Consider the following 17,756-nt stretch of genomic DNA (forward strand, 5'->3'; position numbering starts at 1 on the left):
CCAGGTTCGGGTATCCAATGACGCGTGAATGCCCATGAAGCCGCATCAAAATCAGCAGTCAGCGCCATCCCGAACTGGGTTTCGGATACGATGCCGCCCCAAACACACGTCTAGGGTTTTTGCCAAATGGGGTAAGGGAGACCGTCCGCCTTTTTGTCTGCTACTACGAAACCAAGGCTGTAGCGTGCCCGGGTGATGGCTACATACAGCTTGTTTTGGGCGACCTCTGAGTCCTTGCCCCCAAAAGGATTCTCTAAGCCATACACGAAGTCCAATTGGCTTTCGGAAGGTATAATAAGCACCCTATCAAAACCGAGTCCTTTGCTACCGCCGAAGTTGTGACACCGAGCTTCAGGCGGAAGGTATTTTGTTCCTGACCTCACGTTAGAGCGAAGCACTATTGGGCTGAAGGTCGCGATGTAATCCGAAACCTCCGATTGCCTTACTACGAAAGCTCCTAGATGGTGATTGAATTCATCCGGCACTTTTACGACCGCCGAGTCAGTTTTTTCGTATGCATGTTGGTGAACCTGGTCTGCGATTTCGCAGATCAATTTAATGCAACGCCGATTCATTGCCAAAGGCTTGAGTTCGAATTTCATCGCAGTAAAGGATTTGATTTTATCGACAGCGCTCTGTGGGGCTTTTTGGCCGAAGGTCGTGTCATAAATCGTCTGTCGGAAATCTCCGACGCAGCAGATCGAACCTGGCATTGCTTTGTTTAGATAGCTTAGGGCGGAGTAGTCCCAGCCGACTAGGTCTTGAACCTCGTCAAAGTACACTTTGGTGTAGATTTCTTTCAGCCTGAGTGACGCCGAATTTTTGGTCTCTTTGGCAATGTGGGTGGCAAGCTTCGCAAGCAATCCGGTATGGGCTTTGGTCTTACAGGATGTCAGGTAATAGAGCGGATTCACCTGTCCATCGGCTAGCCTCTCAGCGCGTCCAGGCAGAGGTCTTCGGGTTTTTTGATTCAAATGCGGGTTATCGGCGTTGAAAAAAAAGCTCTCAATACGGTCGGGAAAAACGACACGCTGATACGGTCGAATCATGTCCTCAAGGTAAAAAGAGTAGAGACCTTTAACCACAAACCGCTCGCTGGCCTTGCCATATTCTTTCAGGAATCTGGAGCGCAACTCGATTTGGTTATTGGTAGTGTATGTCACAACCAGAACCTTGCCGCCGCGCTCGATTTCCGCGATTGATTCGGTGACCACCTTGTGGGTCTTTCCTGACCCTGCACCCGCCAAGCAGAGTTCGTTAGGCAAAGCGAAGCACCTCTTTCAAGAACTCTGGATATTTGAAAGCTTCGTGAGTGTCAAAGAGCCGCATCGCAGCATCGACCTTTTTCGTGCCTTTTCCATTGCCAGGTTCGCTCTTGAACCAGCTGACGAGAAAAGCTCTTTTGTCTGCAAGAGAGGTTTCGAGGTCATATTTGTTGAGCGTCTGCTTGGAGAGCACAATTTTTGCGAAGGTGTTCAGCTCTGCCTCGGTGGTAGCGTTAGCAGCAATCATCGCCGGTTCGAGAGAGAACTCATCATCCTCCTCGGATGAGACGAGTTTGATGTTTGCATGGCCGTCGTAATCCTTCCGAGCTGCCACAACGTTTTTTTTGTAGTCGCCATCGTTGTCGCGAAGAACGTTAATCGCCGTGCCAATCTCTTTGCCTATTTCAATGAATGTTTTAAAGCCCACCCCGCGTACCACGATAATGTCGATGCCATCCTGTTCTGGCAGCCGTCCGTGCGTGTCATGGTAGATTTTTTTCAAAATCAACTCATCAGAAGGCCCTTCAACGAGTACAACCTTTTGAGATAGAGCAACCCGGAGCGTGTCGTATCCAGGAAGGCGTTTTAGCGTCTTAACAACGTCGGGATGAAGCTTATTGAGTCGTTGGTAGCCCGTATGCACCAGGCAAATCTTGTCGATGCTGAGCTTGTTCAGAACGTAGGAGCTATGTGTCGTTATGAACAGCTGTTTGTATGCCCGCTGCTCCTCAATGTAGTTCACGAGCTTGATTAGACTCATGTGAGAGAGGTGGTTTTCTGGTTCCTCCATCATCACCAGATCAATGTCTTTTGCCTTGTTGTGAATCGCCAGCTTGATCTGAACGTTGCTTTGCTCACCTTTGCCAATCAGGTGGAATGGCACGTCATCCACTTCGAGTTGAAGCCCCGTCTGAATCGCTCCCGCCGGCATCGTGTTGGCCGCGATGGAGAGCATTTTTTCGGTGATTTTATTGTCAGCGTCGAGGTCTGCATTGACTGCTTTGACCTCGGCGGAGCTGTTAAAGGACTGGAGATTCTCACGATAATTCAACGTCAGTTTATTGAGTTGATCCTTCTCAAGTGCGGTGCTTAGGACGTTCAGGATGTACTGATTTTTCCCTACGGTTGGATGAATGCGCGTGGGGTCAATGTATAGAGCCCGGAATTGCTTGCTCATGGGCTTGATGATTCCACCAGCGAAATCCAGCCATTCAACTTTGTAAAACTCGACAGGGATGCTGGTGATCTGAGCTTTGCTAGCTAAGTAATCCCGGTAGACGGCGTCGTAATCAGGGTCGAAATGGGCGCGTATCATAATCCCCTGCACGTCCAACCCTAAACTGTTGTTAGTGCCTTTATACTCAGGAATACCTTCGATGAACGCCTCAATAACCAGCTCTGGCATTCGCTCTGGCGTCATGTCGGTCGCCAGAAATATCTCTACCGCTTTGGCATTGAACAGATCTGGAGAGAATTCACTGTTGAATGGGCGACCGCGATGGTTGGAATTGAGCACAATTTCTAAAGCTTCGAGGATTGTGCTCTTGCCAGCATTGTTGTCACCGACGAAGACGTTCACATCATCGTTGAATTGAAATTCATAAGAGCTGAATTTCTTGAAGTTGGTCAGGCGAAGAGATTTTACGAGCACTTCAGTTCCCTCTGTGCAGAATCCCATGGTGATCGATGATCACGGATGGCAAAAAGCTACATTGAGTCTGAATGGGTGTCTATAAGCTAAATGGGCCTACGGTTTCGGGTAGCACGTTGGGGTATCTCTTTTTTCAGGCAAAGGATTCAACATGCACGGTGAAGTGGGGTTTTGCGAGTGGCGTTCTTGGGAGAATCGCGGAGAGGTACCGGGGAAGGATTCGCCAGGGGTGTATTTCATTGCCTGTAGCGATAAAGAGCCCGAGAGTTACCGAGCGCATCATGAAGCGATCGTCTACATAGGAGAGACGTCGCAGCGCACCTTGGGCCGTCGTCTTTGGGAGTTTAATACCTCAGCTTTCAACGGAAAGCCCGGTCACTCAGGTGGACATACTTTCAAACGGAACATGCCAGACGCAACGCCCGGTCATCTTTGGGTATCGGCCTGCCCGGTGGCCTTGGGAGAGCCGTACACGACAGCTTACATTAAGTACCTTGAGCGCCGTCTCATCTGGGAGTACGTGAATACTTGGGGGTGCTTACCCCCATGCAATAGCATATGACGTCGTGTCTAGCAGATCCTTGTGTTGGCGTTGGATAAGGCAGTTATCAACCGATTGCTGCACGTGATCAAACGACCAAAAGGCGGAGGTCGAGGGCGGTAACCCAAGAGGTCCGTACGGCCCAACTGGCACATCTGGATCTCTCAAATTGCCAGTGTTGCGATCCGTCCCATAACTATAGAAGTGCTTCAGAACACTAAGATGTTGAGCGCCTTTTCGCAGCTTTAAGCGCAGGATGCGCTTACTGATGGCAGCCCGCGACGAAAGGTGGCAATCGACCCATAGCTGCCGCTCAGTCGTCCGCAGATGCCGTCTCTTGGAAGGAGGGTGGGGTATTCCTAGTATTGCCTCCGTCTGCCCCTACTGGGACTCGGATTCTTTCAAGAGGTGTGCGAAAGTCGAACTGAGGAAATATACTGGGGAAGGGAGGTTCTATGATTCTGGATTTTGACATGCTGAATGACGGGGCGGCAGTGAAGCAGACTGACCCCAGGAAAATTTTCACGACACTGAAACGTGATGGCCGGTTTAAGCGGCCCTCCGATGAGCAATCGGATGTACTTGATGCGTGGTACACCCGCCGACAAGCGTCGGATTTGACCATCAAAATGAACACGGGAGGCGGCAAAACGGTTGTCGGCCTTCTCTGCCTTCAAAGTTCTCTGAATGAGAATGTGAAACCTGCGGTTTACATCACGCCCGACCCGTTTTTAGTTGCTCAGGTAACGGCGGAAGCCTCAGCGCTGGGGATCCCAGTAACAGTGGATGAAAAGGATCCTGACTTCATTGCGGGGCGATCCATTCTGGTCGCTAACGTGCATAAGCTTTTCAACGGGCGTTCAGTATTTGGAGTCGGTGAAAGAAAGATTCCCATTGGATCCGTCGTTATCGATGACGCTCACGCTTGTCTATCTGTGGTCAACGAGCAGTTCTCAATCACCTCCAAGGTTGGGAGCCCGATCTACGATAGGCTTCTAGAACTTTTCGAAGAAGACCTAAAGGCTCAATCCCCAACAGGCCTGCTGGACGTCAAAGCTCAAGACCCGTCAATTGTGATGACGCTCCCATATTGGGCTTGGGTGGACCGCCAGGATGACGTCCTTGCTCTTTTACACGAACACCGAAACAGCAAAGATCTAGAGTGGTGCTGGCCTTTACTGAATGATTGTATTTCCCAGTGCACGTGTGTTTTTGGTGGTGGTCGTCTTGAGATCGCTCCACGCTTCGTCCCTATTGACCGAATACCCGCTTTCGACTCTGCCCATCGGCGTATATACATGACTGCGACCTTGGCGGACGACACCATCTTAGTAAGCCATTTCAAGGCCAATGCTTCAGAGATTGCTGTGCCGATCCGGCCTAGAGGGGGGGGCGACATAGGTGACCGGATGATCTTGGCTCCTCAGGAAATTAACCCCGAGTATACGGTTGATCAGATCAAGCATCTTGCAGCAGTGATGGCCACAGAGATCAATGTCGTAGTCATTGTGCCCTCAAAGCAGCGTGCGGAATTTTGGAGACCGGTTGCCGCTCAGGTTTTAGATAAGGACACAATTCACAATGGTGTCGATAGACTAAGAGCGGGCCTAGTAGGGCTGACGGTTCTCATTAACAAATATGATGGTATCGATCTTCCAGGGAGGGCGTGCGAACTGCTGATTATAGATGGACTCCCAGAGGTGTACGGGCTAGCGGAGCGTCAAGAGATGCTGCTCCTCGACGGCACTAGGAGGCAATTGGTCCGTCAAGTTCAACGTATTGAACAAGGCATGGGCCGTGGGGTTCGATCCAGTGACGACCATTGCGTGGTGCTCCTTCTGGGCGGTCGATTGACTCAGAGGCTGCACCAGCCCGAAGCGGAGGAAATGTTTTCGTCAGCAACGCGTGCTCAGATCAATCTCGGAAAGGCCGTATCGGTTCAGGTTAAAGGAAAGCCCATTTCAGAACTCAGACCAATTCTGGACCTGTGCCTGAAGCGAAATGATCAGTGGGGGCAAGCGAGTCGTAATGCTGTAGTGAATGCTCCAGCAGCTGGTAACGCGCATTTAGACGACAACCAAGTGTTACTCCGTGAAGCTTTCGATGCTGTCCGTGTCGCAAGGCACGACATAGCGGTGGGAAAGGCTCAAAAAGCAGCCAACCAAACGACCGAGCAAAAACTCAAGGGATATCTAAAGCAATTGCTCGCGGAACACACCAATTTCGTCAATCCGGTACAAGCGCAGGAGCTTCAACTGGCCGCGCTTAGCCTGAACCCTCGTTTGCTGAAGCCCATCGCGGGTGCCACCTACAATAAACTCAGCGCGCCGCCTGCGGGCCAGGTTTCCGCTGCAATCGCCTATATGCAGAAATTTCTAGAGGGAAACGATTTAATAATTTGGGCGAATGGGTTGTTGGACGATCTTAATTGGGGGGAGGAGGGGTCGAACCGATTTGAGGCAGCAATGCACGATCTGGGCAGTTTTCTCGGTTTTGGTTCGCAGCGGCCAGAGGACACAGTGGGCCGCGGACCTGACAACCTTTGGGCGTTAGGTGATCTCAAATATCTTGTGATTGAGTGCAAAAGCGGCGCAGTACTAGCTGAGAAGATCTCGAAGGGCGACACGAATCAGCTCACCGGATCTACGATATGGTTCCGGGAAAAATATGATCAGTCATGCACTATGACTCCGATCATGATCCATCCCAAAACAGCCTTTGAATTTGCTGCCACCCCCCATCCTGATCTTCGTATTGTAAATCGGCCTGGTCTGCAAAGCCTGAGGGAAGCAATTCGTGGATATTCGATTGCCCTCGCCGCTGGGGGAGGGTTTAAGGATGTGAGGGAGGTTGAGCGCCAACTTCGCCATCACCGACTCTCCGCTGCGGATATCGTGGGCCTCTGTACGGTTCCCCAAAACGCCCGGTAGCGAAGCTGCCCGGGCAGCCTCATCCAAGATGGCAGGCTGCTCGGGCAGCAAACGGCAAACTGTGGGTTCATTCCAAGAACGTCACGTCGCTCTTCTGTCCTTTAGTAGCGTCATCGTTGGAGTTTTCCGGCAGACATGGGGCTAGTAAGGTCGAAGCGCTCCCATATGGCATAGCGATGCGTGGCCGCATCTTCACCGATACTCATAACCCACACGGGCTTTTAGCCTTCTCGTGGATGCGTTGCGCTGACGTGATTGACGTCCTTTGCATCGCCATGCTGCCGCTCGTACGCATCCGGGTCTTCGCCGGACGCTTGCGACCTTGTGGCCCGTTCCGCATCAAACCAACGCTTAGGTATGCACTGTTGACCGGCCGAGCCTGATCTTTTCAGAGAATGCTTGAGGCGGATTTATACAAGTTTGTTGAGATAAGCCATCAACCGTTCCTTCTCAGACTCGCTAAGCCGATAGTAACGCGCAAGCAGCTCCGCTTCATCATGACGGTAGGCGTAGAAGTAAGCTGCGGGCAGATTCAGTTCAACTGCGACTCGTTCTATCAACTCAGGGGCTGGAACGCGTTTGCCAAGCTCGTAGCGATTCATACGCGTACTCGCCGAAGCAGGCTCAAGGCCGATTCGTATCCCCAACTCTTCTTGAGACAGCCCTGCACTTAATCGTGCGTGTTTGAGCCGTATGGATAGCGTGCTGGTGGTCATGACGTCTTCTACTAAATCAGTGACGTCATGGTGCAATTTGCTGCTTTTCTAAATACTACCGATTTGGTAGCTTTGTCCGGCGATGGCAAATCAATGGCTCATAAGCGCTCAATTGGCCGTCATTCTGGGAATTTTATAGGGATACAATTCATGGTCCTTGGCCAATATTCGCTGCTAGGGCGCAGGCTGCTTGCGCTCGCAATACCTGCCGGCTGCATGTTGTTAGCCGGATGTGGGGGAGAAAGTGAGCCGCCTAGAGCTGAAAACTTTAAGGCTTCTGCAAGCCCTGCGGCGGTTGACGCAAAGGCGTCTGATCAAGCGGTCTTGCAACAACTCGCTCAAGAAAACGCTCCGCGTGTCGTTGTATTCCAAGACCCGGGGTTGGCAGATCCAAATGCCTATCTTGACGCCAAGCAACCAATGACGACATTCAATTTGTACAACGCGAAGCGCGATTGGAACGAATCACCTGAGGATATTGCTGAATCCATTGCCGATGCGTTCAATCTCCGGAAAGCTAATCCCGAGCTTTATTGGTTGGCGTCAGAAAGACTGTCTGAGCAGGATTCATTTAAGAAGAAAGATCTGACGACAGCGATAGGCGTCTTGGTTGGAGAGGAGGCCGAAAAATCAAAGCAGTACAATTTGGTAAAATTAAGCTCTGATGATTGGACGCCAATTTCACTGAGCAACTATGATCAGCAAGCGAAAGGTTTTCGGATAGATAACTGTTTGTTTTCGGATAAGTTGGAGTATTCAGACGAAGAGAAGCGCAACTCTACTTCTATGGCGCGGGCTCCCAAGCTTCGCTGCTACATAAATCCTGGTCCAACTTCTTACTACCTCGGCTTTCAAGGAGGCTCTGAGTTATTGCTAGATGTTCCAGATGAATCACTTGCTCGAACCTTGGAAGCTTCAAGAGAAAGCTTGAAAATCGACATCTACGGCTATGTGAAATCTGTGGAGCGAGAGCGTTTCGCCGGACAGTTCGGTCCTCAGCGATTTGTATTGATCGGCCCGCAGCGCATTGATTTAAAAGATGCCAATGGGAAGGTCATTTACTCGAAGAGCATTTAATATCCGTAAAATAATATCTTTCGCGAAGGTGGCGTATTATATGGCACTTGTAATACTAGATGGCGTCATTCAAGAAATTGGCTTCGGCTCTTATAATGATGGGCAAAGAATTATCTCGTTTGTAAAAATAAACGGTGTTCGCGTAAAAGATGTCATTTGTGACGACTATATGCGTTCATTTTTGGTGGTAGGGCGAACGGTTAAGCTCGCGCTCGTCCGTAGACTTCAAGGTGTGCATGTTTTGTACTCAGCTCAGCTTGAAGACGGTGAAGTCGTTTCCAAAGGTAAGGGGCTAGCTGTCGCTTGGGTAATAATGCTTGGATTCGCTTTTTCCCTTTTGATGAGTCCAATATTCATAGCTATTTTGCGCGCTACTCAATCGATCATGGTTTCATTAATAATATTGGTAGGAGCTGGAATGGGGATAGCGTATTTTATAATGAAAGATCACTTCAAAGCCCGCAAAGTATTCAATAACACTCGTTAACGATATTCAGTGTTCCTGCGCTGTTGTAATGGTTGTATGGATTTTATCATGCAACCATCCTCTACCTGTGGCGTTCAACAATTGTATTAATTTCTCCAACCCACCTCAATTTTCGCTTTGGCTCGCCGATTACTTATGAGACCGTCCTGTTGGGGCTTCAGCGGTGTTGTGCCGTCTAAACCAGTTCAGGGATCACCCAAACCTGCCCATAGGGATGGGTAGGCGATAATTCTACCGTCTAGGCGGGTACTCGGTGGAAAGGTCTGCGCCAATAAATTAATAGGATGGGGCTGAAAACTACATGTACCTAATAGATGGACAACCTTCTCAGTCTGATGGTATTTCCCTACGCGCGTACCCACAAGGCGACATCCTCAACGCCATTTTTCAAACGCACGATCTGGTTGACGGCAGACTAGCTTTGTCAGAAGTGATGTTTAGGGAGTTCGATTCAGAGATTGAATTTCTGATGGAAGGGTTGCGGGAGAACAGGCTAGCCAAGCAGGGCTGGGCGATAGACAGGGAATTTCGAGGCAATGATACTTTCCAAGCTATGGTTGGAGGCAGTGAAGGCCATTACCGAATTGATATTGCTGCTGGAACATTGCTTGTGGTCCTATCGACCGCTATTGAGTTATGTGCCCTTGAGGAGGGCAGCGCCACCGCCGGTTTAGCAAATCAATATCGTCCAGGAGAGAACTCAATTCACTGTTTATTCCCTGGGGTGCAGGAGCCTGATGAGGCGGGATTCGAGGCGCTAGGGCTGGCACTGGACGCATGTCTTCTGCTCTATTTTCACGAATTGGCTCACGCGATCCACGGTCATTGTGACTACAGACCCAAAAACGATGATGAAGCAAGGGCGTTAGAGTCAGACGCTGATTTCAATGCAGGTACCATGTTCGGGGTCTGGGTTTGGCACTTGCCTGCGACCTACAGGAAGCCTAAATCAGAAGAGGATATGTACAGACGGCTCATTAGAGCTTCCTACTTATTAGGCACATTATTAAAAGCTATGTCAGCGCGTTCTGCGGAGTATCATCACCCTACGAATCGAATCCGCACTTTCCTAAGTGGGGGTGTTTTCGCTTTCGATAAATTAGGCAAGTCAATAAAATTTGATGACGTGAAAGCCGGCGATGACTATTGGGAACAAAAAATTATTTCATATTGCACATCGATCAAAGATGCTTTGGGACGTTCTACTCTGAAGGCGTTCCAAGGAACAGAAATAGACATTGAAGAAGATCGCCGTCAAATGGAGGAGGTCACTGCCCATGTACTGAATCGATTGAAGGATGGGCCGCTGATGCGCTTTAAACTGAAGATATGACGAGATGCATCTAACGCGTGGATTTTCATGTTGTAGGCGAAATATAGCTTTGACCATAGGCATCGTGCGTCAAATGGCTTTCTCTGGCTTGGGGCGACCGTCTGCAATCGACCCATTGCAGACTTTCGCGGAAAGCAGTAAGCGGCCAAAAACGGTCAGAAACGCTCAGGTTAACTGGTTGCGGAGCGCGAAGCGCGGAGGGTACCAACACTGGCCATGAAAATGCCGAAGGCATGGCCAGTGTGGCGTCCGAGTGGAGCCGACAGTTAGGTCTTCAGCATGCGCACATCGGTGTTATAAGTAATCTCCTGCGTCGTTTCGTCATACGACGATGTGTTGTTCGCATTCTCTAGGAACTGCGACCCTAGCGGCGTTGACCAAGCGATCTTGGGCCCATTGATCGAATACTGAATATCGACGGATAGGGGCTGTGGGGAGCCGTCAAACGTAGCTTGGGTCGTGCCGCTTTGGTGGATCGTCTGAGGGCCGGTCTGCCGAAACTCAGATAGCACATCGGGTATCGGGAGCGATGCTCCCGAGAACGACGGAAGAGTGCCCGAGTACGCCATAGTGACCACAGCCACGTTTGGCTCCTGCCACGCCACCGTCTGCAAGCACTGCATGGAGTGAGACGGTAGTGTGAAAGTCGCGATGCGCTGCATCGATTGCAGTGGGGCCATCGAGTTGAGATTTCGCCCCGGCCCCACTTCGACAGCCATATTGGCGCATACGATGGTTAGCCCCAGAACGATTCGACTTAGCTCTGGGCCAATAGCAGGGTCAATGCCGTGATAGACATTCGTGACATGCCCCGTGCTTCTGTCGGCTGTGCCCGTAACTGTTCCATTGATAGTCACTCCATTGATACTTCCGCTGAGTGTGCCAGTAACGGTTATGAGGTTACTGTCAGGAGTGTTCTTTTTTTTATCCATAGACATGCTCACGTCCTCTAGTTGACTGGGGCGCTGCGAAGCTTGCCAAATGTCACTGCCCCCGAAATGACATCTAGCAAGAAACCTTAGACGCCTAACTATAAATAGACACGAAATTAATGGACGAAGAACCGCCCAATTGGTGGATGAAATTCTATTGCAGACGGCCCTGACGGCTCTAGATTGCGCTTTCAGAGCCGAAACGGGGGTTATGCACCAACCTTTGCGTCGGAAGTGCTCGGTCCTGCATGTCCGCTTTTGGCCGCTTTCTGCCCGTCGCGATAGGCAGGAATCGGCCAATTGCAGGCATTCACCGCTGATTGCTCCAACCAAAACCGATTGCTTATACCGCCCTCAAGCAACCAACCTTTTCGATAGAAAAGCCTCTGCAACAAGCTTCACGGTATGGAATGCCTTTGCAATCACACAAGAGTCATGTTGAAAATCTAGCGCCAAGAGTCTATTACTTAAGCAGCTGGATAGCGCGGTAGCAAAAATTTGATTTTGACTCAATACCAGTGTGGCTGGTTTGTATGTAAATCTCTGGCGGTAGTTTTTTTGAGTGCTATAACGGTTCTTGTATATTTCGAAACATCCTTACTCCTAACCTAATTCTCATATTGAAAGCATTTGAGCCGACTGCAATTTAAGGTGGTCTATTATGATTCTAACAGATCAAGATGAAAGGTTCTTCAGAACATTTGGCTTTTTACTTCTTCAAGACTTTTTTTCTTTGAGCGATATTACGGAGCTGTCCAGTGAATTTGATGAGGCTATGAGTAGCGTGCGAAACTTAGCGCCTCCTGCACGTCGCGCACGTTTTTTTATGGATGCCAACACACCGAATCTTGCTGGCTTGGCAGATGGCGAAGGGATCACAGGGGGAGTCGAAAAATTACTGGGCAGGAAAGTCATTTGCATTCACATTGGCGGGATGTACCTGAGGGGGAATACACAATGGCACAGCGACAATTACGATTTACAATATACTGGCGTAAAGCTGGTTGTTTATCTTGATCGACTCCATGCAAGCACCGGTGCGCTGAGGGTAATACCAGGATCGCACCAAAGGCCGATGCGCAATCTGAACAATCTCTCACATGACACCATGTCTAGATTTAACGTGAAACCTGACCGGCTACCGTTCTTTGCAATTCCTAGCAGACCTGGGGATATAATTGCCTTCGACCACCGTCTATGGCATGCATCATTTAATGGAGGCGCTTTACGACGAATGATTGAAATTAATTTTTATGCCGACCCACGCACTCCAAGCGAAGTCAGCGCATTCATCTACCAAATGCAACAAAATCATGCCGCCGCCAGCGCTGCTGGGGTGAAAATATATAATGATAAATGGTGCTCGACTGGATCTAAGCGTCATCTATTTTGGGTCGAAAGACTTAGACAGCTGGGCGTTCTGTACGGAAAGTAATCCTATAAACGCTGCGCCAGCATAATCATCAGCTAAACCACCCCTAATAAACTATAGAACTCATACATCCAAGGCCTCCGTAGCCCATATGATAATTAAAATTCTTGTCAATCTTGACAGTAATGATGTTGGACTCATCAATTGACTGCATTAGAAATCTCTTCGTGCGTGGGCACCTGTCCGGGAGTAATACTGTGCCGGGCGGCAGAAATGCTAAATTTAAAACTCGACGTGCAACTTCAGAAGAAGGAACAACAAAGAGAAGCGCGCCCAACACCTCAGCTGTCATGTGCACTTGAACCCTATAATTATGATAATACTGTTCCGAGACAAGCAGCAACATCTGTCTGGATGTACAGATGAGCGCGCAATGGAGGTCAATGTGCGTCACGCTTATCATCTTTCGACAGCCAGGATGATCTATATGCCCGGGGCTTGGGATGAAAAGCAATCGATAGTGTTTTAGGATATTTTTTATCTGATGTGGCTCATACATTGCGTCCGAAACAACTAGCGTGTCGTTAGTTCGAAGCACCAGGCCGCCTTCGCACCATCGCGATACTTTAACATTAGGAAGTGCCAACTCTTTAGCGATAAATCTTCCCACTGGAGAATTAGCAATTGCTGTGAAATTTTTATACGCTTGGATAACGTCTTTTGGCCAGCGTACAAAGTATGCATCTCGCTCATTTTTTACAGGAACGTGCAAAATTACATCTGCCCTTCTACTCTCAAGCATAGTAGCGATACGTAACGTGTGCGCACTCCTTGAAAAGCATGTTGATGGGTACAGGTATCTCATGTCATGTCCAAGCTCGCAAACCTGATCATATAACTGAATCATACGGTCGGCCGTAGCTTTAAGTTCGCAGCGTTCTAGATTCGATTGGCCAGAAATAAGAAGGAGACTTTTCATGATGGATTTCGGATTTAATACTAGGCGCTTAAGTGTAAGACCAGTCAACAAGCATGACTTCTTGTCTTGCATGCAGACGCGTGAGAGTTCATGCCTCACGACCGCCGAACGCACAGGCGGCACGTTGATAATTTCCAGCATCACGCCCAAAAGATTCCGACTGATGGTAAAACTTCGCAATGCAGAAATGCTCAATGACCAAAGCTACTTTTTTGGGGTGTTTACTAGGAGCAACCAAGAATTTGTTGGCGAAGTGATGCTTTTCGACATACTGCGTAGCAACCGTCAATCCGCAAGCATTGGAGCGACTATATATAGTTCCTATAGGCGACATGGCTACGCAAGTGAAGCTATAAAAGGCCTGATTAGGTATGGCTTTCATTCTTTAAATTTACATCGGATTGAGGGGCAGGTTAATCCGCAAAATACAGCATCTATTGAAATGTGCAAATCTATTGGGTTTTACGAAGAGGGCCTTAGCCCCGGCCGTTTCAAAGAGGGTGGGCGGTGGGTGGATGCTTTAATTGTTTCGTTCACCCATAGTAAACTCAAATCTAACCAGAGCTAAAACTCCCCCCTAGAGGACAATCGAGCAATGATATTTTGCTGGTGTTGGACTCCCGCACGACATTGGCCGCATGAAAAATTTCGCGACGAAGCATCGAAATTTGCGGAAGTGTTTACCATAGAAACCTCCCGCCAGCGACGCAACAAAGGGGAATTCTGAAAAATACTGTTTAGTCTTTCCTTTCGAAAATTTCCAACCTTCAGAGCTGGCAAGCTTTGCATCAAGTCACACCCAAAAACGTCACCATTAGGTAGTATGGATAAACTACTATGACCAGCCACGCATCTACTCTGAGCAACCCACCGTTGTCGATCAAAATTTGAATAGTTAATTCCCCACACAGACTCGAGGAGAGGAAGTATGTTTTCTCTTTCAAGCGGGTCATATAACTCTATTGGTATTTCATCCTCGTGCGGAAAAAGCAAGGACACCAAAACTGAATAATTGGATTTATGAAGAAACTTTGTAAGGCTTACTATTGACCTCGACCATTCAGCATATGTAGGAAAACTGCTCGGGGATTCATTAGCGGCCCCTCCCAAACCAAGCAATATAAAGTTCAGTAATTCAAAATTACTTTTATCTGCAAACTCTACTATTCTCTCAAGGTGAGGAAGGGAGCGAGAGGTGACTGCTGTCATCATTCGATGGCGCACACCTATTTCATTGCAAAGATCGATTGTTCTGAGAGTCCCCTCAAAGCTTTTTTGTTTTCCACGCGATGCGTCATGAACCGCTGGCGTATCCCCATCGACGCTTAATGCAAGCACGTCTATTCCACAAGATTTAATCAGTTCCACATGACGCTTCTTTATGGTCGTGCCATTAGTCAATATCGAGCTAAAAAATCCGAAGCTTCCGAGTAGCCTTATCACATCCTCAATGTCACGGCGTACAAATGGCTCACCTCCCACAATCCGAACGGTGTTCACTCCCATATTCTCTAGCTCTACAAACAGCCGCTCCAACTCCAAAAGGGAAAGCTCATCGCACACCTTACTGACCGGAAGTACGGACACCGAGCAAAACTCACAGCGCAGGTTACAGCGCGCCGTTATATTTATGTCAACATCTAATAGTTGATGATGTCCGCGCATCTAAGCACTCTCATTCGTCTAATTAATAAAAAGCTCAGCCTCACTCTTCTTTTTTATTAGTTTTCTTCTCTGGTGCTTTTTTTACCGCTGCTTTTTTGAGTGTTCCGACATCTTTTTTAAGTAATTTTATTTCTTTTTTTGCTTCCATCAAAGATTCTTTTTGAGTCTCGACTACTTTTTTAAGTGCGGCTAGTTCTTTTTTAAGCGCCTTGATTTCAAGAGATAGCTGCATGTGTCCGTCACGTGGCCACGACATTAGAGTATCCTCTCAAGTAGTTGAAAAATTAAAGCATCCGTTTAGTGCCTCATCTCCATATAAATGTACTAGCTCATAAGGTATCCGAATTCAAGGTTTAGCAGAAAATTTTTAGGGACAATCAAGCGATCGGTAACGTTGACCTCTCAGTGCCGCTGCGAGCCTATTCAGCACTGGAAGCCTGGAAAGCGAATGTGTCGGCTGGCACTCTGTGTTGTGCTGGTTTTACCGACTATGGCTCTGCTGAATGGCTTTTCACCTAGGGAAGTCTGCTCTCTACCGTTTCTGCCATCCACGAAGGGCGGCCCTGGGTCGGTTTCAGCCGTTCATGACAGGCAGAAATCGCCAATAGTGGTCGCTCATGGACGAGGATTATTCCGTCGGTGCTGCCATAGACGCTTTGCGAATAAACTCGTAACCTCCGGCCTGCTGTCGTCGTTCTTTCATAAGCACGATTTGTAAGCAAAAACTTCTAACATCAGGCAGAGCCGTGCACCGAACCGAAGCCGTAACAATCCCTTATATGCTCGATGATAAATTTGTGCTTCACACAAAGCTTCATGTGCTATGTCCGCTACTTCAGCGCCCGTCTTTTCGACGGAAATGTGTATGACCTCCGCATTCTCGGCTAACGATGTCTTTGTGGCACAGTGTGAAGCTGACTACAGCATCGCCGAAATCACCACTCTCGCCCACATTGCTCCTGGAGCAAAGGCCCCGACCCATTTGTTCGGGGTCGTCGAGTTGCTCCACATGCATCTTGAGGGCAATCCACTCATAGGCCTTGGCCCAAAGAATGGCGGGTATCCCCGGCGAACCGATCTCGGAACTCGGGCAGGCAAACTCCTCGTACAACGCTGGCACCTGTCTGTGCGAGAAGGACTCCAATGGTACCGCTCCTGCGCAAACGGTTCGATGACGGTTCCTAGTAGCGATCCACTGAAACCGAATGTCGTGCAACTCAGCCAACTCGGCGACGACCCGCCATGGCCAAACCTCGTAGTCGAGGTCGAGAAGTTCTGGTCTTATTCAGAGTTTTGGGGAAATCGACCGGGTGGATCGCGCTGGCATCGGCTCATTCCCCTCAAAGCTGTCCATATTACCAACGGTTGGCTGCCAGCCGATTTTGAGAATGCTCGTGACTTCTTCACCTCAGAGGCTCATGTGGACCTGTTGTCCAGATCGGTTCTGCTGGGGTCCTGCCACCTTCGATTGCCCAATCCGGTCTTTAGGGACCTCCACCTACACGTTGGATCTGATTGGCAAAGCGTCACCTTCGATCTAGACCTTCACCCCGGCCAATCGCTTGACGAGTTTGAGCTGACTTTCTGGAATCAACGCTCATGGGGAGCTACATCGGTACGGCAAATGACGCTGGAGCCTGGTATGAACGTACTCCAAGTGCCTGAGGGAGTTGAACAAGTCGCTCACGCCGTTTCCTGCAAGAAACGGGGGCTCCTTGGACAGTCTGAAACGGCGGGATTCATCGGTTCGATCGGTATGACGATGAACCTCATCTCCGAGGAGCGGCGGGTCGAGACGCCAAGAGGCAGCTACACCGTCGGCGTAACTGGAGAATCTCAGCCGATCCAAGTGGGAACACCAAGACCCAAAGGCGCCTTGGCTCGACTCGCCGCAGACGAAGGACAACAACGAACGCATAAGGCATGGGCGGAAACAGCATTCCGATGGTTTGATAAAGACAGTGTCGCTGGTACGCAGGCCATACGCGACGTCATACAGTCCGCCTCAACAAGCGTCGACCTGCTCGATCCTTACTTTGGGCGAGGCGACCTTTTAGAGTTTGCTCTTTCAACAACAAGACATGGGCTCCCATTCCGAGTGCTCACGTCGCATGATTTCTGTACGAGCGGTTATGACACAGAATTAAAGCTTGAGCACGGCGATGCCCTTGCGAGGACTCTAGATTCCGTGCTCATGCAGGATCCACGGCTGAACATCGAGATCAAAGTTATGCCCGGCCAAAAGTCCCCAGTGCATGATCGATTTCTCATCGTTGACGGGACCGTCTGGGTCCTAGGCGCATCGCTTAACGAGTTCGGAAGCCGGGGCTCCTTGCTAATGAAACTTCCCACCTCACCCGACTACAGCATCCGCGAACCGCTGGCATTTTCTGTATCCAATAATGTTTTCAACGAGCATTGGGTCACCTCCAACTACATGAACGACTGGGTAAAGAAGCGGGCAGATTCGCGTACTGGCCCCGCAGTTGACACATTCAAAAAGCGAGTCCTATCGACGAGGAATATCCTGAAAGATGCGTTTCGACGTGTTCGAGAGGTTTGGGATGCGTGACCCACGCTTTCTTCAGCCGTGGGATGTTGCGCGTGTCGATGGACGACGTGCTGAGACAGACCGATTCATTTTGAGTATGACTACAACTGATCGAACCGAACTCGACCGTGTCCTTGAGGAGTGGTGGATTGACGTCCTAACGCAAGACTCACCAGGACAACACTGGGAGGCTACGCAGGTCGAGAAGCTTCGAGCGAAGTGTTCCTCCCTTCCTATTTCGAGCCAGGAGGTCGGAC

The 17,756-nt window shown here is 49.4% G+C and carries 14 protein-coding genes; 7 read left to right on the forward strand and 7 right to left on the reverse strand.

Annotation, left to right across the window (positions count from 1 at the left end):
* Positions 1 to 110: 110 nt before the first annotated feature.
* Positions 111 to 1,265 (reverse strand): UvrD-helicase domain-containing protein, encoded by a 1,155-nt coding sequence (locus tag PMI36_RS22100; protein WP_008069315.1) that lies wholly within the window; start codon positions 1,263 to 1,265, stop codon positions 111 to 113.
* On the reverse strand, positions 1,258 to 2,916 hold the full coding sequence (locus PMI36_RS22095) for an ATP-dependent nuclease (RefSeq protein WP_008069316.1): 1,659 nt from the start codon (positions 2,914 to 2,916) through the stop codon (positions 1,258 to 1,260). The genes PMI36_RS22100 and PMI36_RS22095 overlap by 8 nt, the downstream gene beginning before the upstream one ends.
* Before the next feature lie 996 nt (positions 2,917 to 3,912).
* Here PMI36_RS22095 and PMI36_RS22090 point away from each other — a divergent pair.
* The gene (locus PMI36_RS22090; protein WP_008069318.1) at positions 3,913 to 6,387 is read left to right on the forward strand and encodes a helicase C-terminal domain-containing protein; all 2,475 of its coding nucleotides are present in this window, start codon (positions 3,913 to 3,915) and stop codon (positions 6,385 to 6,387) included.
* Between the two features lie 410 nt (positions 6,388 to 6,797).
* Here PMI36_RS22090 and PMI36_RS30320 read toward each other — a convergent pair whose 3' ends face one another.
* A complete protein-coding gene (locus PMI36_RS30320) occupies positions 6,798 to 7,103 on the reverse strand; it encodes a helix-turn-helix domain-containing protein (protein WP_081499235.1) in 306 nt (101 codons plus the stop codon).
* 27 nt (positions 7,104 to 7,130) lie between these two features.
* On the opposite strand from PMI36_RS30320, the gene PMI36_RS22085 reads away from it, so the two are divergent.
* The 3 genes from PMI36_RS22085 to PMI36_RS22075 all read left to right on the forward strand — a co-directional run bounded on the left by PMI36_RS22085 (position 7,131) and on the right by PMI36_RS22075 (position 10,000).
* Complete coding sequence (locus PMI36_RS22085) at positions 7,131 to 8,180, forward strand: hypothetical protein (RefSeq protein ID WP_238543565.1); 1,050 nt, start codon at positions 7,131 to 7,133, stop codon at positions 8,178 to 8,180.
* A gap of 40 nt (positions 8,181 to 8,220) precedes the next feature.
* Complete coding sequence (locus PMI36_RS22080; protein ID WP_032830166.1) at positions 8,221 to 8,667, forward strand: hypothetical protein; 447 nt, start codon at positions 8,221 to 8,223, stop codon at positions 8,665 to 8,667.
* A 301-nt stretch (positions 8,668 to 8,968) separates the two neighbouring features.
* A complete protein-coding gene (locus PMI36_RS22075) occupies positions 8,969 to 10,000 on the forward strand; it encodes a hypothetical protein (RefSeq protein ID WP_008069323.1) in 1,032 nt (343 codons plus the stop codon).
* Positions 10,001 to 10,266: 266 nt separating this feature from the next.
* Here the strand turns inward: PMI36_RS22075 and PMI36_RS22070 are convergent, their stop codons facing one another.
* On the reverse strand, positions 10,267 to 10,938 hold the full coding sequence (locus tag PMI36_RS22070; protein ID WP_008069325.1) for a hypothetical protein: 672 nt from the start codon (positions 10,936 to 10,938) through the stop codon (positions 10,267 to 10,269).
* Positions 10,939 to 11,593: 655 nt separating this feature from the next.
* Here PMI36_RS22070 and PMI36_RS22065 point away from each other — a divergent pair.
* Entirely contained in the window at positions 11,594 to 12,367 is a 774-nt protein-coding gene (locus PMI36_RS22065) for a phytanoyl-CoA dioxygenase family protein (RefSeq protein WP_008069328.1), read from the forward strand.
* Between the two features lie 43 nt (positions 12,368 to 12,410).
* On the opposite strand, the gene PMI36_RS31400 is transcribed toward PMI36_RS22065, so the two are convergent.
* Positions 12,411 to 13,283 (reverse strand): hypothetical protein, encoded by an 873-nt coding sequence (locus tag PMI36_RS31400; RefSeq protein WP_008069330.1) that lies wholly within the window; start codon positions 13,281 to 13,283, stop codon positions 12,411 to 12,413.
* Between PMI36_RS31400 and PMI36_RS22060 the strand changes: the two genes are divergently transcribed.
* The gene (locus PMI36_RS22060) at positions 13,282 to 13,851 is read left to right on the forward strand and encodes a GNAT family N-acetyltransferase (protein ID WP_032830168.1); all 570 of its coding nucleotides are present in this window, start codon (positions 13,282 to 13,284) and stop codon (positions 13,849 to 13,851) included. The genes PMI36_RS31400 and PMI36_RS22060 overlap by 2 nt on opposite strands.
* On the opposite strand, the gene PMI36_RS30325 is transcribed toward PMI36_RS22060, so the two are convergent.
* Both PMI36_RS30325 and PMI36_RS22055 read right to left on the reverse strand, forming a co-directional pair.
* Positions 13,848 to 14,948 carry a radical SAM protein gene (locus PMI36_RS30325; protein ID WP_008069334.1) on the reverse strand — a complete coding sequence of 367 codons (1,101 nt, stop codon included), beginning with the start codon at positions 14,946 to 14,948 and terminating at the stop codon, positions 13,848 to 13,850. The two genes, PMI36_RS22060 and PMI36_RS30325, sit on opposite strands and share 4 nt — an antisense overlap.
* Positions 14,949 to 14,988: 40 nt before the next feature.
* Entirely contained in the window at positions 14,989 to 15,204 is a 216-nt protein-coding gene (locus PMI36_RS22055; RefSeq protein ID WP_008069337.1) for a hypothetical protein, read from the reverse strand.
* Positions 15,205 to 15,813: 609 nt separating this feature from the next.
* On the opposite strand from PMI36_RS22055, the gene PMI36_RS22050 reads away from it, so the two are divergent.
* Positions 15,814 to 17,520, forward strand: coding sequence for a VPA1262 family N-terminal domain-containing protein (locus PMI36_RS22050; RefSeq protein ID WP_008069339.1), 1,707 nt, complete (start codon positions 15,814 to 15,816; stop codon positions 17,518 to 17,520).
* Positions 17,521 to 17,756: the final 236 nt, after the last annotated feature.

Origin of the sequence: Pseudomonas sp. GM79, from assembly GCF_000282495.1 — a bacterium.
In the GTDB taxonomy this organism is placed as follows: domain Bacteria; phylum Pseudomonadota; class Gammaproteobacteria; order Pseudomonadales; family Pseudomonadaceae; genus Aquipseudomonas.

Coding starts and splice junctions, on each gene's coding strand:
- PMI36_RS22090 (WP_008069318.1), top strand. CDS start 3,913: ATGATTCTGGATTTTGACATGCTGAATGACGGGGCGGCAGTGAAGCAG.
- PMI36_RS30320 (WP_081499235.1), bottom strand. CDS start 7,103: ATGACCACCAGCACGCTATCCATACGGCTCAAACACGCACGATTAAGT.
- PMI36_RS22085 (WP_238543565.1), top strand. CDS start 7,131: ATGGTGCAATTTGCTGCTTTTCTAAATACTACCGATTTGGTAGCTTTG.
- PMI36_RS22080 (WP_032830166.1), top strand. CDS start 8,221: ATGGCACTTGTAATACTAGATGGCGTCATTCAAGAAATTGGCTTCGGC.
- PMI36_RS22075 (WP_008069323.1), top strand. CDS start 8,969: ATGTACCTAATAGATGGACAACCTTCTCAGTCTGATGGTATTTCCCTA.
- PMI36_RS22070 (WP_008069325.1), bottom strand. CDS start 10,938: ATGTCTATGGATAAAAAAAAGAACACTCCTGACAGTAACCTCATAACC.
- PMI36_RS22065 (WP_008069328.1), top strand. CDS start 11,594: ATGATTCTAACAGATCAAGATGAAAGGTTCTTCAGAACATTTGGCTTT.
- PMI36_RS22060 (WP_032830168.1), top strand. CDS start 13,282: ATGATGGATTTCGGATTTAATACTAGGCGCTTAAGTGTAAGACCAGTC.
- PMI36_RS31400 (WP_008069330.1), bottom strand. CDS start 13,283: ATGAAAAGTCTCCTTCTTATTTCTGGCCAATCGAATCTAGAACGCTGC.
- PMI36_RS30325 (WP_008069334.1), bottom strand. CDS start 14,948: ATGCGCGGACATCATCAACTATTAGATGTTGACATAAATATAACGGCG.
- PMI36_RS22055 (WP_008069337.1), bottom strand. CDS start 15,204: ATGTCGTGGCCACGTGACGGACACATGCAGCTATCTCTTGAAATCAAG.
- PMI36_RS22050 (WP_008069339.1), top strand. CDS start 15,814: ATGACCTCCGCATTCTCGGCTAACGATGTCTTTGTGGCACAGTGTGAA.